The sequence below is a fragment of the Burkholderia sp. MBR-1 genome, assembly GCF_013822785.1.
Lineage (GTDB): Bacteria > Pseudomonadota > Gammaproteobacteria > Burkholderiales > Burkholderiaceae > Burkholderia > Burkholderia vietnamiensis.
The window spans coordinates 1,892,209-1,906,587 of record NZ_CP053610.1 but is presented as its reverse complement, the minus strand read 5'-3'; the positions used below and the strand labels follow the sequence as shown (position 1 = coordinate 1,906,587).

The following is a 14,379-nucleotide window of genomic DNA, read 5'->3' as shown; positions in this document are numbered from 1 at the left end:
AGAACCAAGAGATGCCTTTCGCCACTGTCAACGGCGTGAAACTGCATTACCGGATCGACCGTGCCGCGCGCGCCGACGCGCCGTGGCTCGTCTTCTCGAACTCGCTCGGCGCGGATCTGCAGATGTGGGCGCCGCAGATTCGCCCGCTCACGCAGCACTTCAACGTGCTGCGCTACGACACCCGCGGCCACGGCCATTCCGAAGCGCCGGCCGGTTCGTACACGATCGATCAGCTCGCAGGCGACGTGATCGGTCTGCTCGACCATGTCGGCATCGAGCGCGCGTGTTTCTGCGGGATCTCGATGGGCGGCTTGACCGGCGCCGCGCTCGCCGCGCGCTTTCCGGCGCGTGTCGTGCGCGCCGTGCTCGCCAACACGTCCGCAAAGATCGGTTCGCCGGAAGTGTGGGCGCCGCGTGCGCAGAAGGCGCGCGCCGAAGGGATGGCCGCGCTCGCCGATGCGGTGCTGCCGCGCTGGTTCACCGACGCGTTCGTCGAACGCGAGCCGCGCCTGTTCGACGCGATCCGCGACACCTTCGTGCATACCGACAAGGACGGCTATGCGGCGAACTGCGACGCGCTGAATGCAGCCGACCTGCGCGACGAAGTGAAGGGCATTGCGCTGCCGGTGCTCGTCGTGACCGGCGCGAAGGACATGTCGACGCCGCCCGACCAGGGCCGTGCGCTGGCCGCCGCGATTCCCGGCGCGCGTCACGTCGAATTCGACGGCGCGCACATTTCCAACATCGAGTGCGCCGACGGTTTCAATCGCGCGCTGCTCAACTTCCTGACCGCGTGAGGCGCCGACGATGGACGACCAGCAACGCTACGAAGCGGGGATGAAGGTGCGTCGCGCGGTGCTCGGCGACGCGCACGTCGATCGCTCGCTCGAAAACCGCACCGAAGTGACCGAGGAATTCCAGAACCTGATCACGCGCTACGCATGGGGCGAGATCTGGACGCGCGACGGCCTGCCGCGCCATACGCGCAGCCTGCTGACCATCGCGATGATGGTCGCGCTGAACCGCGGCGAGGAGCTTGCGCTGCACCTGCGCGCGGCGCGCAACAACGGCGTGACGCGCGACGAAATCAAGGAAGTGCTGCTGCAGACTGCGATCTACTGCGGCGTGCCGGCCGCGAACTCGGCGTTTCATCTCGCCGACAAGATCTTCAAGGAGCAGGACGCCGCCGCATAGGCGAGGCCGGCGCGCGCGCCGGCACCGCTTCGCTCGCGCGCCGCGCCGAGGCCGGCGCAGCGTGACGAGCACAACAAGTACGATAAGCACGACGAGCAATGAACGCGCCGGCAGCGTACCGGTGCGCGAGCGAAGGAAAGGCGCGGTCGGAAGGCCGCGCGAGTTGCATCCATATCAATGCAGGAGCGGACCGAAGCGAGCGCCGAAGCGCAGCGTCGGCCGACAAGGAGACTAGCGATGAATCGCACCCCCGTGGTCGATGTTCAGACCTTCATCAACGAGCAGCCGTTCGGCGGTTTTCAGTGGCTCGTGTTCCTCATGTGTTTCGTGATCGTGCTGCTCGACGGCTTCGATACGGCCGCGATCGGCTTCATTGCGCCGTCGCTGCTCGGCGAATGGAACCTCAGCAAGCCCGATCTCGCGCCGGTGCTGAGCGCCGCGCTGTTCGGCCTCGCGTGCGGCGCGCTCGTGTCCGGTCCGCTGTCCGACCGCCTCGGGCGGCGTTCGCTGCTGCTCGGGTCGGTGTTCCTGTTCGGCGTCGCGTGCTTCGCTTCCGCCTTCTCGACCACCATCGGGCACCTGACGGTGCTGCGGTTCATCACCGGCGTCGGCCTTGGCGCCGCGATGCCGAACGCCGTCACGATGATGGGCGAGTTCTGCCCGGACAAGCGCCGCGCGACCGTGATCAATCTGATGTTCTGCGGTTTTCCGCTCGGCGCCGCGTTCGGCGGTTTTCTCGCGGCGTGGATGATTCCGCATTTCGGCTGGCGCAGCGTGCTGCTGCTCGGCGGCGTGACGCCGTTGCTGCTCGGCGTGCTGTTGCTGCTGAAGATGCCCGAGTCGGTGCGCTTCATGGTCGCGCACGGCCGCAGCGTCGAGCGCATTCGCGCGACGCTCGCGCGCATCTCGCGCGATGCGCTGAATGCCGGCTCGTTCGCGCTGACCGAAACGGCGCCGCAGACGGGCGGCAAGGGGCTCGGCGTCGTGATGTCGCGCGCGTACCTCGCCGGCTCGGTGATGCTGTGGGTTGCGTACTTCATGGGGCTCGTCATCTTCTACGCGTCGATCAACTGGATGCCGATTCTGCTGAAGGATGCCGGCCTCGCGCCGAAGAGCGCGACGCTGATTTCCGCGCTGTTCCCGCTCGGCGGCGTCGGCGCGGTGCTGTGCGGCGTGCTGATGGACCGCTTCAACGCGAACCGCGTGATCGCCGTCTGCTACGCGCTGACCGCGATCAGCGTGTACGCGATCGGACAGGCCGCCGGCAATGTGGGGCTGCTGGTGTTGGTCGTGTTCGTCGCGGGCGTGCTGATGAACACCGCGCAGTCGTCGATGCCGGCGCTTGCCGCCGCGTTCTACCCGACCGAAGGGCGCGGCACGGGCGTCGCATGGATGCTGGGCGTGGGACGCTTCGGCGGGATTGCCGGGTCGTTCCTCGTCGCGGAACTGACGCGCCGGCATTTCTCGTTCGCGTCGGTGTTCGCGACGATCGCGGTGGCCGGCCTGCTCGCATGCGTCGCGCTGCTCATCAAGCAGATGGCGCGGCCGCACGGCGCCGCGCAACCGGCCGGGAAGGTCGAGTCGCTCGGGCATTGACCGCGAGCGTGGCGGGCGACGCACCGGGTTCGTTGGTGCGGCGCGGGCCGGCGCGGTGAGCGACGGCCGACGACGGATCGGGCCGCTTCGGCGGCCCGTCGCTATTGCGGCCGGTGCGCCGCTATTCCTCGGCGTCGTGTTCCTTGACGAAATTTCGCAGATACGCGCGCAGCGCCGCCTCCTGGCTGCGATGATCGATGTGGCTGGCGGCGCCTATTTCGGCTTCGTCGCCGAACAGTGTCGGCGGCGCGCAGTACGTGCCCACTTCGACGTTTTCGCGCAGCACGCGGATGTCGTGCGTGAGCGGGCGATATTCGGCGACCCAGTGCATGCCTTCGATATGCTCGCCGGCCTTCAGCAGTGGCTTCATCGACAACCTCCGTGCAGAGCAGCGGTGCAGCCGCTTAAGCGGCTGCACGCGTCCGTACGCGAAGGGTACGCCTGCGCCGCACGAAGCTCAACGGGCGCACTTGTGAGTGCTTACTGCGGTAGCAAGTGGATGACGAGCGGATACAGCGACAGGACCAGCAGCGCGGCCATCGTGACGTTGAAGATGCGCAGCGCGCGGCGGTTCGACAGGAAGCGGCGCAGGCCCTGGCCGAAGGCGGCCCACAGGCTGATGCACGGAAAGCCGATCATGACGAACACGACGGCCATCCACGCGGCGTTCATGCCGTAGTCGGCTGACAGGCGGATCGTCGTCGCGGCGGTCAGCACCATCATCCACGCTTTCGGGTTCACCCACTGGAACGCGGCGGCTTCGACGAACGTCATCGGCCGCGGCTTCGCGCCGTGCGCCTTTACCTCCCCGGACGTGCCGATTCGCCATGCGAGATACAGCAGATAGGCGACGCTCGCGACTTCGAGAATCGTATACAGGAACGGCACGCGGCGGAACGCTTCGCCGAGGCCGAAGCCGACGCAGAGCATCAGGATCGCAACGCCGCTGCTGATGCCGAACAGGTGCGGCATCGTGCGGCGGAAACCGAAGTTGACGCCGGACGCGAGCAGCATCGTGTTATTCGGGCCTGGCGTGATCGACGTGACGAGCGCGAACAGCATGCCGGCCGGCAATGCGCTGAGGGTGAGGAATTCCATCGCGAAGTTCTCCATTCGTGTTCGAGGCTGGGATGGAGTCAGTGTAGCGACGGGTTTATGTACAGTACCGGTACAGTTGGATTGACGATTGCCGGTACGGAGGGGTGGTTGTTGTCGTCGGCCGATGGGCTGGTGTTGTCTCTCAGAAAAGATGTCCGCAGTCTCAATAAGTTGTCTTTGAATAATTGGCTACCTGCCACGTGCAAGGGATGTGATCCATATCGGTGGGCAGAAAATGATCGGAGAATATTTGGCGATGGTGGTATATGACGCAATGTTTGATCGACGTTGTCACATCGGAGGCGCTCATCCGCCATTCAACGTGCGATTTCGCCCGCGCACAAAGCATCGTCGATCGCAACCGTCAAGCAGCGCATGGCAGCGATCTGTCACATGTTCGACGGGCTCGTCACCGGCCAAGATGGACCGTACATTCCGCCGCGCCGGTGAAGGGCCCGACCTACACCACAAAGCAGGGCAAGATGCCAGTGCTCGACGCGACTGAAGCGGAGTAACTGCTCGACAGTATCGATGTGAGGATGCCGGTCGGGCTGCGTGACCGCGCACGGATCGCGTTGATGGTGTTTTCGTTCACGCAGATCGGCGCAGCGCTCACGATGCGGGTCGACGACGTCTATGTGCAACAGCGCTGGCTGTAGGTGCATCTGTACGAAAAACGCGGCAAGGCGCTCACGATGTCGTGTCATCACACGCTCGAAGCGTACATGCATGCATACCTCGAGGGCATTGGCCTGGCTGCTGAGCCGAAGCTCGACCTGATCCTGCAACGCACGGCCGCGCTCGGCATGCGCGGCAAGGTCACGATCAGCCACGGCTTCTGCCTCGGCGACCTCGCCGAACGCGAGCGCGACGCGCTGCTCGCGCGGATGGCCGAGCTGCGCGTCGCGATCGTCACGACCGCGCCGGCCGCGGTGCCGATGCCGTCGGTCGCCGCGTGCCGCGCGGCGGGCGTGACGGTCATCGGCGGCAACGACGGCGTGCGCGATACGTGGACGCCGTTCGGTTCGCCCGACATGCTGGAGCGCGCGATGCTGATCGCGATGCGCGACGATTTCCGACGCGACGACGCGCTCGAAGTCGCGCTCGACTGCGTGACCCACGGCGGCGCGCGCGGCTGCGGCTTCGTCGACTACGGCCTGGAGGCCGGCAAGCGCGCCGACGTCGTGCTCGTCGATGTGGCGACGTTCGCGGAAGCCGTAGTCGCGCGGCCGCTGCGGCGGCTCGTCGTGTCGTCGGGGAAGATCGTTGCGCGCGACGGCGTGCTGCTCTGAGCGCAATGCCGCCGCACGCGCTTAGTGCTGCTCGTGCTCGAGCATCGTCGCCAGCGCTTTCGTCAGTTCATTGACCACCGGATCGGCGGTCGGCCGGTGCAGGATCGCGATGTCCATGTTCTCGATCGGCGCGAAGCCCTGCGTCGCGGTCAACACGACGTGCTCGTCGGTGACCGCGCGCGCGGGCAGCACGCTGATGCCGAGGCCGTCCGCGACGGCCGCCTGGATGCCGCTCAGGCTCGACGTCGTGAACGCGATGCGCCAGCGCCGGCCGCGCGCCTCGATCGCCTCGATCATGTCGTCGCGATAAAGCCCGCGCGGCGGAAACGCGACGATCGGCAACGGATCGAGATCGATCGACGGATGCCGCGCGCTGTCGATCCAGCGCAGCTTCTCGGGCCAGCGCACGACCGCCTCGCGGCTGCCGCGCCGCTGCTTGATCAGCACCAGGTCGAGTTCGCCGCGATCGTACGCGGCGCTGACGTCGCGGCTCAGCCCGCACGTGACTTCCAGCTTCACCTGCGGATGATCGCGCTTGAACGCCGCGAGCGCGTGCGTCGTGCGGCCCGCCGCGAAATCGTCGGGCACGCCGAGCCGGATCGTCAGCGCGACGGTGGCGCCCGTCAGCGCTTCGAGCATCTCGTCGTTCAACGCGAGCATGCGGCGCGCGTAGCTCAGCACGGTCACGCCCGCGTCGGTCGGCCGGACGTCGCGCGTGCCGCGGTCGAGCAGCCGGTGTCCGGCGATCTCCTCGAGCCGCCGCACCTTCTGGCTGACGGTCGACTGCGTCGAATGCAGCCGTGCGGAGGCCGTCGTGAAACTGCCGCAATCCGCGACCATCACGAGCGCGCGCAGCAGGTCGAGGTCGAACAGGGGTCTATTCATTTCCGCACTTGTTTGGATCGCCGCATTTCATTTTCAACTATCGGTGGGCGATTTTTAACATGGCCGGTGCGCGTCGGCAACCGCGATTGATGTGGAGGCTGCACGCCATTACGCACTTCAACGCAGCGCTGGCGCGTGCGCTGGATGGGCGCGCTCGGCGGCCGCCTCTGGCGGAAGCGCGCGGTGCGTCGATGTAGCGGGATACGACGGATCGGTCGACACTGAACGCCCCGGAAACCGCGCGTTAGCGGCCAGGCATAAGTTGCTCGGCGCGGTGACCGCTTCAGGTCTGGTGTCGGCCGGCGCCCGGCTTGAAGCGCGAGCCGAGCCGGTAACGATTGCCCGGATGCACGAAGTGCACGAACGTGACGGGTAAGCCGTTCGTCCAGGTGCGACGCGTGAGCGTCAGGCACGGCTCGTCGGCGGGCATGTCGAGCAGCCGTGCCTGCTCGCCGGTCGGCAGCGACGCGTCGACGACGTGCTCGATTTCGAGTTCGTGGTGCGACACGTTGTTGAACAGGTATTCGGACGGCGGCTCGACTTCGAAATCCTGATCGATGAAACCGGGCGCGGCGGCCGGATTGACGTAGCGGTCCTCGAGCTGGATCGGGCGGCCGTTCTCCTCGTGCACGCACACCACGTGAAAGACCGGCGTGTTGACGTCGAGCCCGAACGCGGCGGCCACGTCGAACGACGCGGGCTCGCGCGCGCGGCTCAGTACGCGACAGCGGTATTCGTGGCCGCGCGCGCGAATCTCGTCGCGGATGTGCGCGATCATCAGCAGGTTCGACTGCGGCTTCGCTTCGGCGACGAAGGTGCCGACGCCGGAGATCCGCTCGAGCACGCCTTCCTCGGTCAGCTCGCGCAGCGCGCGATTGACCGTCATGCGCGCGACGCCGAAGCGCGCGGCGAGATCGAGCTCGGATGGAATGCGCTCGCCCGTGCGCCATTCGCCCGACGCGACGTTCCGGCGAACGAGCGTCTTGATCTGCCGGAACGGTGCGGTGGCCTTCGTGACCATCGGTGGATCCTCGCGCGTAGAAGTGACGACGCTAGCCGTCGTGACTGACGATGACCAGGATCTCCGCCTGCGGGGTGCCGACGCTGCGCGTGCGGTGCGGGATCAGTGCGTTGAAATAGACTGAATCGCCGGTCGCGAGTTGCACCGTCTCGTTGGGAAATTCGATCTCGACGCGCCCCTTGTGGACGAACGGGAATTCCCTGCATTCGTGCTCGCGAAACGTCGACGCCACGAATTCGTGCAGCGGCGGTACGACGAACGGCAGCGTCTTCTTCGGCGCGAGGCCGGCGGCGATGCTTTTGGGGCGATGCGCGTCGTGGCCGGCGGCCGCTCCCATTGCCGTGCGCTCGCCGGCACGCGTGACGGTGTGCGGCTCAGCCGGCCGGCAGGTTGCGGACGTCGGCCGTCGGCTCGGCGCCGAACGCGTCGCTGAGCGCGTAGCGGATCAGATGCCGCGCGGCCTCGTCGGGCGTCGACAGCGCGCCGCTCGCTTTCAGCGCGTCGAATTTTTCTCGCATCGGGAAGTTGGCTTCGCTGGTCGAGCGGATCGTTGCCTGCATGCCGGTGTCGACGACACCCGGCGCGACGCTGCAGATCCGCAGCGCGCGGTTCGCGTCGAGCGCGACGGCGCGCGCGTGGTGATCGAGCGCGGCCTTCGTCGCGCAGTAGACGCTCCAGCCCGCGTATGCGTTGCGGGCGGCGCCGCTCGACACGTGCAGCACGCGGCATTCGGTCGGCGCCGATGCGGCTTGCACGAGCGCGGCCGACAGCATCAGCGGGGCGGCGACGTTCAGCGCGACCGCGCGCGCGACCAGCGCCGGGTCTTGCGCGGCCAGCGGGCCGATCGGATCGACGACGCCTGCGTTATTGAACAGCAGGACGAGCGATGCGCCGTCGACGAAGCTGCGCAGCGCGCCGCCGGCGAGCCAGGCCGCCACGGCCGCGGTGTCGGACAGGTCGAGCTCGGTCTCGACAAGGCGATCGCCGGCTGTTGCGGCGAGCGACGGATGCCGGCTGCGCGATACGCCGAGCACGGCGATGTCCTGCTGCAGCAATTGTTCGGCGAGCGATGCGCCGAGGCCGCGCGTATGTCCGGTGACGATGGCGCGCACGCTGGGTGCGCAAGCGGTTGCATTCATGGGGGTGAGCGAGTGTGCGGATGAGGGAGCGAACGTGCGGAGCGGAGGCGCGGCGGCACGGCAGGCGATGCGCCGATGCGCCGGCGCGAATGCGCGAGCGGATCGCGCAGCGTCGCGACGCGTGACGCGTATCGTAGCGCCGGCGTGCGCGACGCGCAAACGGGCAAACGGGCAAACGCACCGACGCACGAACGCACGAACGCGCCAATGCGCCAATGCGCCAATGCGCCAACGCCGACGCCGACGCCAACGCCAACGCCAACGCCAACGCCAACGCCAACGCCAACGCGCAAAGGCGCAAGGCGCAAGGCGCAAGGCGCAAAGGCGCAAAGGCGCAAGGGCGCAAGGGCGCAAGGGCGCAAGGGCGCAAGGGCGCAAGGGCGCAAGGGCGCAAGGGCGCAAGGGCGCAAGGGCGAATACGCCGGAGTGCAGAGACGCAGCGACGCCAGGGCACAAGGGCACAAGGGCACAAGGGCACAAGGGCACAAGGGCACAAGGGCACAAGGCCACGGCGCCGCCCGCAGCCAGAATCCACAGCAACGAACATCCCACCATCCCCCACCCGCCATACCGCCCTCCCGCCCCCGCTGCGGCAAGTCGGCGCGCCGTGCCCCGCACGCGCGCCGCGCGTCACCGCGCGAGCTATCATATGGCTCGCCCGTCCGCGCCGCCGGACCGGCGAGCCACCGATTCCCTTCACCCGCTGCACGTTGCGACGCCATCATGAACACCACGCCGGACCTGCCCACGCCCCGCGCCCTGCGCGAACTCACGCCTCTCGAGGCCCGCATTCTCGGGGTGCTCGTGGAGAAGCAGCACACGGTGCCGGACACCTATCCGCTGTCGCTGAACGCGCTGACCGCCGGCTGCAACCAGAAAACCGCGCGCTCGCCGGTGATGAGCGTCAGCGAGGACGAGGTCACGGCCGCGCTCGACGGGCTCAAGCACCTGAGCCTCGTGATGGAGGGCAGCAGCAGCCGCGTGCCGCGTTTCGAGCACAATATGAACCGCGTGCTCGGGATCCCGAGCCAGGCGATCGCGCTGCTGACGATCCTGCTGCTGCGCGGTCCGCAGACGGCCGCCGAGCTGCGCCTGAACAGCGCGCGCCTGCACGGCTTCGCCGACATCTCGTCGGTCGAGGCATTCCTCGACGAGCTCGTGGCGCGCGCACAGCCGCTCGTCGTGCGGCTGCCGCGCGCGCCCGGTGCGCGCGAGAACCGCTGGATGCACCTGATGTGCGGCGACGTGAACCTCGCCGACTTCGCCGGTTCGGACGCGGGCGGCGGCGCGGATTCCGTTCCGCCGTCCGAGTTCGAGGCGCTGAAGGCCGAGCAGAAGCGGCTCGTCGATGAAGTGGCGCGCTTGAATGCGCTGGTTCAGCGCATGGCGACCGAGCTCGGCATCGACGTCGACGCGCCGGGCGACGCCGGCTGACCATCACGCGTCGGCCGCGCGCGCAGCCGCGTCAACCGCCGGCGTCGCGCATCGCGCACGCGTCGCCGAGGCTGGGCGGCAACGCATAGACGGCCGCGCGCGAATGCCATAATCGCGCTTGCCCATCATTTCGGATGTACCGCGGAGAATTTCCATGCATAACCTCGACAATCCCTCCCACGATCGCGAGGTAGGCAGCGCCGACGCGACGCAAGACACGACCCGCATCGACGACGTCCGCATCGGCGCCGTGCGCCCGCTGATCTCGCCCGCGCTGCTGCAGGACGAGCTGCCGGTGCCGGCCGGCACGCAGACGCTCGTCGAGGACACGCGGCGCGCGATCGGCGACATCCTGCACGGCCGCGACGACCGGCTGCTGGTCGTCGTCGGCCCGTGCTCGATCCACGACCACGACCAGGCGCTCGAGTACGCGCGCCGCCTGAAGGCCGCCGCCGACGCGCTGCAGGACGATCTGCTGATCACGATGCGCGTGTACTTCGAGAAGCCGCGCACGACGGTCGGCTGGAAGGGCTACATCAACGATCCGCGTCTGGACGGCAGCTTCCGCATCAACGAAGGGCTGCGCGCGGCACGACAGCTGCTGCTCGACATCAACGCGCTCGGCCTGCCGGCGTCGACCGAATTCCTCGACCTGCTGAGCCCGCAGTACATCGCGGATCTGATCGCGTGGGGCGCCATCGGCGCGCGCACCACCGAGAGCCAGAGCCATCGTCAGCTCGCATCGGGCCTGAGCTGCCCGATCGGCTTCAAGAACGGCACCGACGGCGGCGTGCAGGTCGCGGCCGATGCGATCGTCGCCGCGCGCGCGAGCCACGCGTTCATGGGAATGACGAAGATGGGCATGGCCGCGATCTTCGAGACGCGCGGCAACGACGACGCGCACGTGATCCTGCGCGGCGGCAAGAATGGTCCGAACTACGACGCCGAGCACGTCGAAGCGAGCTGCGCGGTGCTGCGCAAGAGCGGGTTGCGCGAGCAGGTGATGGTCGATTGCTCGCATGCGAACTCGAACAAGTCGCACGAGCGGCAGATCGACGTCGCGCAGGATCTCGCGCGCCAGCTGTCGCAGGGCGAGCAGCGCATCATCGGCGTGATGGTGGAGAGCCATCTCGAGGCCGGCCGTCAGGATCTGAAGCCGGGCGTGCCGCTGAAGTACGGCGTGTCGATCACCGATGCATGTCTGAGCTGGTCGCAGACGGAGCCGGTGCTCGACGTGCTCGCGCAAGCCGTGCGGCAGCGCCGCGGCGCGTCGCGCAACGCGTGACCTGTCCGTATCGGACCGCGGCGAAGTTCTGCCGCAGCCCGAGGACGTCCAGCGCGCACGAGGAATCGGCGTTTCGCAAGCCCGGCGTCCGCAGCGACGCCGAGCCGTTCGCATCGCGGCAAGCGCATCGACGAAGGCCGCGTCGCGCAAATTCGACGCTGCAGCAGCGATTCCGCCACGCCGCCGCGCGCGATCTTTTGATCTTCATCGAGCGCGATGCGCATCGGCGTCGCACGCTCAACGCACGATCGGGCGAATGCCGCTACCATGAACGCGTGTTGCACGCTGCGGGCCGGTCATGCCGGCTCGTCATGCACACCCGCGGCGGCGGCGAGTGTGGCCGTCACGCGTCCGACGAAGCGCGCGGTACTCACCGATCGGCCGTTATCCCGCGTCGCTTTGCTCCCGGAATCAACAACAACCGAACCGGAGTGCAATACGCATGAAGTTCTATAAAACCCTCATCGCAGCAACCGTCCTCGCGTCCAGCGTCAGCGCGCACGCGCAGATCGCCGGCTCGCAGCCGCTCAGCGTCACCGTCGAGCAATCGCAGGCGCTGCTCGAAGGCTGGAGCGTGAAGAAAAGCGTGCTCGGCAAGACCGTGTACAACGACGCGAACCAGAAGGTCGGCACGGTGCGCGACCTGATCGTCGCACCGGACGGCTCGGTGTCTGCGGCAATCGTGTCGGCCGGCGGCTTCCTCGGCGTTGCCGCGCATGACGTCGCGGTGCCGATCGCATCGCTCGACGTGCGCAACGGCAACATCTATCTGCCGGGCGCGACGAAGGCCGCGCTGAAGGCCACGCCGGCATTCCAGTACACGAAGGTGCCGTCGCCGCCGAAGCCGCGCAAGGTCGACGAGAAGCACTAACCCTCCGCGCCCGGTACGCAACGTGCTGGGCCGGGCCGAGCGCGCGCGATGTCGCCGCGCGCGTCGGCCCAGCGCCCATCCGCTGGCATCTACGTAATTCTACGTAGCGCTGCATACGTAGTTGTGCGCTTGTACGCCTCCCCCTTGCACGGAATACTACCGACCACCGCCGCACAACAGTGCGCGGCGACGCATCGACGTCACGCGGGTTCGGTCACACCTCTCGCCGAATCCACTTAAAACCACATAGGAGACGAGGAACCGCCATGAATCGGGCTTCCAGTACCTTGCTATGGACCGCGGTCGCGCTGCTCGGCGCCTTCGCGTTCGGCACGATCGCACTTGCGCACGGCGAACGCGTCAGCGCGCTGTGGATCGTGATCGCAGCAGTCTGTGTCTATCTGATCGCATATCGCTTCTACAGCCGTTTCATCGCCAGCAAGGTGATGCAGCTCGACGGGCTGCGGATGACGCCGGCCGTCAAATACAACGACGGCCTCGACTACGTACCGACCAACAAATACGTGCTGTTCGGCCATCACTTCGCCGCGATCGCCGGCGCCGGGCCGCTCGTCGGGCCGGTGCTCGCCGCGCAGATGGGCTACACGCCGGGGATGCTGTGGATCCTGGGCGGCGTCGTGTTCGCCGGCGCGGTGCAGGACTTCATCGTGCTGTTCATCTCGACGCGTCGCGACGGCCGCTCGCTCGGCGACCTCGTCAAGATGGAGCTCGGCACGGTGCCCGGCGTGATCGCGCTGTTCGGCGCGTTCCTGATCATGGTGATCATCCTCGCGGTGCTCGCGCTGATCGTCGTGAAGGCGCTGACGAATTCGCCGTGGGGCACGTTCACCGTCGCCGCGACGATTCCGATCGCGCTGTTCATGGGCATCTACACGCGCTACATCCGCCCGGGCCGCATCGGCGAAGTGTCGATCATCGGCTTCGTGCTGCTGATGGCGTCGATCGCGTTCGGTCAGGCCGTGCACGATTCGCCGACGCTCGCCGCATGGTTCACGTTCAGCGGCACGCAGCTCACCTGGATCCTGATCGGCTACGGCTTCATCGCGTCGGTGCTGCCGGTGTGGCTGCTGCTCGCGCCGCGTGACTACCTGTCGACGTTCCTGAAGATCGGCACGATCCTCGGCCTCGCGATCGGCATCCTGGTCGTCGCGCCGGAACTGAAGATGCCGGCGCTGACGAAGTTCGTCGACGGCACCGGCCCCGTCTGGTCGGGCAATCTGTTTCCGTTCCTGTTCATCACGATCGCGTGCGGCGCGGTGTCGGGCTTCCACGCGCTGATCTCGTCGGGCACGACGCCGAAGCTGATCGACAACGAAACCAACGCGCGCTTCATCGGCTATGGCGCGATGCTGATGGAATCGTTCGTCGCGATCATGGCGCTGGTCGCCGCATGCGTGATCGAGCCGGGCGTCTACTTCGCGATGAACGCGCCGGCGGCCGTGCTCGGCTCGACGCCGGAAGCGGTTGCCAACACCGTCACGCAATGGGGCTTCGTGCTGACGCCCGACATGCTCACGCAGACGGCGAAGGCCGTCGGCGAAACGACGATCATCGCCCGCGCGGGCGGCGCACCGACGCTGGCCGTCGGCATGGCGCACATCCTGCATCAGGTGATCGGCGGCGAAGCGATGATGGCGTTCTGGTATCACTTCGCGATCCTGTTCGAGGCGCTGTTCATCCTGACGGCCGTCGATGCAGGCACGCGCGCCGGCCGCTTCATGCTGCAGGATCTGCTCGGCACGTTCCACCCGGCGCTCAAGCGCACGGAATCGCTGCCGGCGAACCTGGTCGCCACCGCGCTGTGCGTGGCCGCGTGGGGCTACTTCCTGTATCAGGGCGTGGTCGATCCGCTCGGCGGCATCAACACGCTGTGGCCGCTGTTCGGCATCTCGAACCAGATGCTCGCCGCGATCGCGCTGGTGCTCGGCACCGTCGTGCTGTTCAAGATGAAGCGTGAGCGCTACGCATGGGTGACGATCGTGCCGACCGCATGGCTGCTGATCTGCACGCTCACGGCCGGCTGGCAGAAGATCTTCGACGCGAACCCGAAGGTCAGCTTCCTCGCGCATGCGGCCAAGCTGCAGGCGTCGGTGGACCAGGGCAAGGTGCTCGCGCCGGCGAAGTCGCTCGCGCAGATGAAGCGGATCATCTTCAACGACTACGTCGATGCGGCGCTGGCCGGGCTGTTCATCTTCGTCGTCGTGGCGATCGCGGTGTACGGGCTGCTCGCCGTGCTGCGCGCGCGCCGCGAGGCGAAGCCGAGCGTGCGCGAGACGCCGTACGAGCCGATGCCGGCCGCGCAGGCGCTCGGCAGCGGACGCTGACGGGAGGCCGCGATGTTCACCGATCTCGGCAGCGACCTGCGCAGCGCGGGCCGTTACCTCGGGCAGGCGTTGCGGCTGATGGTCGGGCTGCCCGACTACGACACCTACGTCGCGCACATGCGCGACACCCATCCGGACCGCGAGCCGATGACCTACGAGGAATTCTTCCGCGAGCGTCAGAACGCGCGATACGGGTCCGGGGCAGGGAAGTGTTGCTGA

The 14,379-nt window shown here is 67.6% G+C and carries 14 protein-coding genes and 2 pseudogenes; 10 read left to right on the top strand and 6 right to left on the bottom strand.

Going from position 1 to position 14,379, the window contains the following annotated elements; genetic code table 11:
* The first annotated feature begins 11 nt into the window (after positions 1-11).
* The 3 genes from pcaD to MBR110_RS23125 all read left to right on the top strand — a co-directional run bounded on the left by pcaD (position 12) and on the right by MBR110_RS23125 (position 2,790).
* Positions 12-797: a 3-oxoadipate enol-lactonase gene (pcaD, locus tag MBR110_RS23135; RefSeq protein ID WP_181709356.1), complete on the top strand. Its 786-nt coding sequence runs from the start codon at positions 12-14 to the stop codon at positions 795-797.
* Positions 798-807: 10 nt separating this feature from the next.
* Positions 808-1,194, top strand: coding sequence for a 4-carboxymuconolactone decarboxylase (gene pcaC / locus MBR110_RS23130; protein WP_011881082.1), 387 nt, complete (start codon positions 808-810; stop codon positions 1,192-1,194).
* 237 nt (positions 1,195-1,431) lie between these two features.
* Positions 1,432-2,790, top strand: a complete 1,359-nt coding sequence (locus MBR110_RS23125) for an MFS transporter (protein ID WP_011881081.1) — start codon at positions 1,432-1,434, stop codon at positions 2,788-2,790.
* 121 nt (positions 2,791-2,911) lie between these two features.
* On the opposite strand, the gene MBR110_RS23120 is transcribed toward MBR110_RS23125, so the two are convergent.
* Both MBR110_RS23120 and MBR110_RS23115 read right to left on the bottom strand, forming a co-directional pair.
* A complete protein-coding gene (locus tag MBR110_RS23120; protein WP_011881080.1) occupies positions 2,912-3,160 on the bottom strand; it encodes a hypothetical protein in 249 nt (82 codons plus the stop codon).
* A gap of 110 nt (positions 3,161-3,270) precedes the next feature.
* A complete protein-coding gene (locus MBR110_RS23115; protein ID WP_011881079.1) occupies positions 3,271-3,888 on the bottom strand; it encodes a LysE family translocator in 618 nt (205 codons plus the stop codon).
* A 770-nt stretch (positions 3,889-4,658) separates the two neighbouring features.
* Here MBR110_RS23115 and MBR110_RS23110 point away from each other — a divergent pair.
* Positions 4,659-5,180 (top strand): annotated as a pseudogene (locus MBR110_RS23110) (amidohydrolase family protein); the annotation flags it as partial.
* Positions 5,181-5,201: 21 nt separating this feature from the next.
* Here MBR110_RS23110 and MBR110_RS23105 read toward each other — a convergent pair.
* The 4 genes and pseudogenes from MBR110_RS23105 to MBR110_RS23090 form a co-directional block, all read right to left on the bottom strand.
* Complete coding sequence (locus MBR110_RS23105; protein ID WP_011881077.1) at positions 5,202-6,065, bottom strand: LysR substrate-binding domain-containing protein; 864 nt, start codon at positions 6,063-6,065, stop codon at positions 5,202-5,204.
* Between the two features lie 283 nt (positions 6,066-6,348).
* On the bottom strand, positions 6,349-7,086 hold the full coding sequence (gene hutC / locus MBR110_RS23100; RefSeq protein WP_059603195.1) for a histidine utilization repressor: 738 nt from the start codon (positions 7,084-7,086) through the stop codon (positions 6,349-6,351).
* Between the two features lie 31 nt (positions 7,087-7,117).
* Positions 7,118-7,453, bottom strand: a pseudogene (locus MBR110_RS23095) (cupin domain-containing protein); the annotation flags it as partial.
* Positions 7,454-7,460: 7 nt separating this feature from the next.
* On the bottom strand, positions 7,461-8,225 hold the full coding sequence (locus MBR110_RS23090) for an SDR family oxidoreductase (RefSeq protein WP_181709355.1): 765 nt from the start codon (positions 8,223-8,225) through the stop codon (positions 7,461-7,463).
* A 723-nt stretch (positions 8,226-8,948) separates the two neighbouring features.
* Here MBR110_RS23090 and MBR110_RS23085 point away from each other — a divergent pair.
* From MBR110_RS23085 to MBR110_RS23060, 6 genes are all read left to right on the top strand, one after another.
* Positions 8,949-9,659, top strand: a complete 711-nt coding sequence (locus MBR110_RS23085) for a YceH family protein (RefSeq protein ID WP_059460630.1) — start codon at positions 8,949-8,951, stop codon at positions 9,657-9,659.
* A 154-nt stretch (positions 9,660-9,813) separates the two neighbouring features.
* Complete coding sequence (locus tag MBR110_RS23080; RefSeq protein ID WP_011881071.1) at positions 9,814-10,944, top strand: 3-deoxy-7-phosphoheptulonate synthase; 1,131 nt, start codon at positions 9,814-9,816, stop codon at positions 10,942-10,944.
* Positions 10,941-11,390, top strand: coding sequence for a hypothetical protein (locus MBR110_RS32540; RefSeq protein WP_081058946.1), 450 nt, complete (start codon positions 10,941-10,943; stop codon positions 11,388-11,390). The genes MBR110_RS23080 and MBR110_RS32540 overlap by 4 nt, the downstream gene beginning before the upstream one ends.
* On the top strand, positions 11,387-11,815 hold the full coding sequence (locus tag MBR110_RS23070; protein WP_011881069.1) for a PRC-barrel domain-containing protein: 429 nt from the start codon (positions 11,387-11,389) through the stop codon (positions 11,813-11,815). The genes MBR110_RS32540 and MBR110_RS23070 overlap by 4 nt, the downstream gene beginning before the upstream one ends.
* 266 nt (positions 11,816-12,081) lie before the next feature.
* Positions 12,082-14,160, top strand: a complete 2,079-nt coding sequence (locus MBR110_RS23065; RefSeq protein WP_011881068.1) for a carbon starvation CstA family protein — start codon at positions 12,082-12,084, stop codon at positions 14,158-14,160.
* A 12-nt stretch (positions 14,161-14,172) separates the two neighbouring features.
* Positions 14,173-14,379, top strand: a complete 207-nt coding sequence (locus MBR110_RS23060) for a YbdD/YjiX family protein (protein ID WP_011881067.1) — start codon at positions 14,173-14,175, stop codon at positions 14,377-14,379.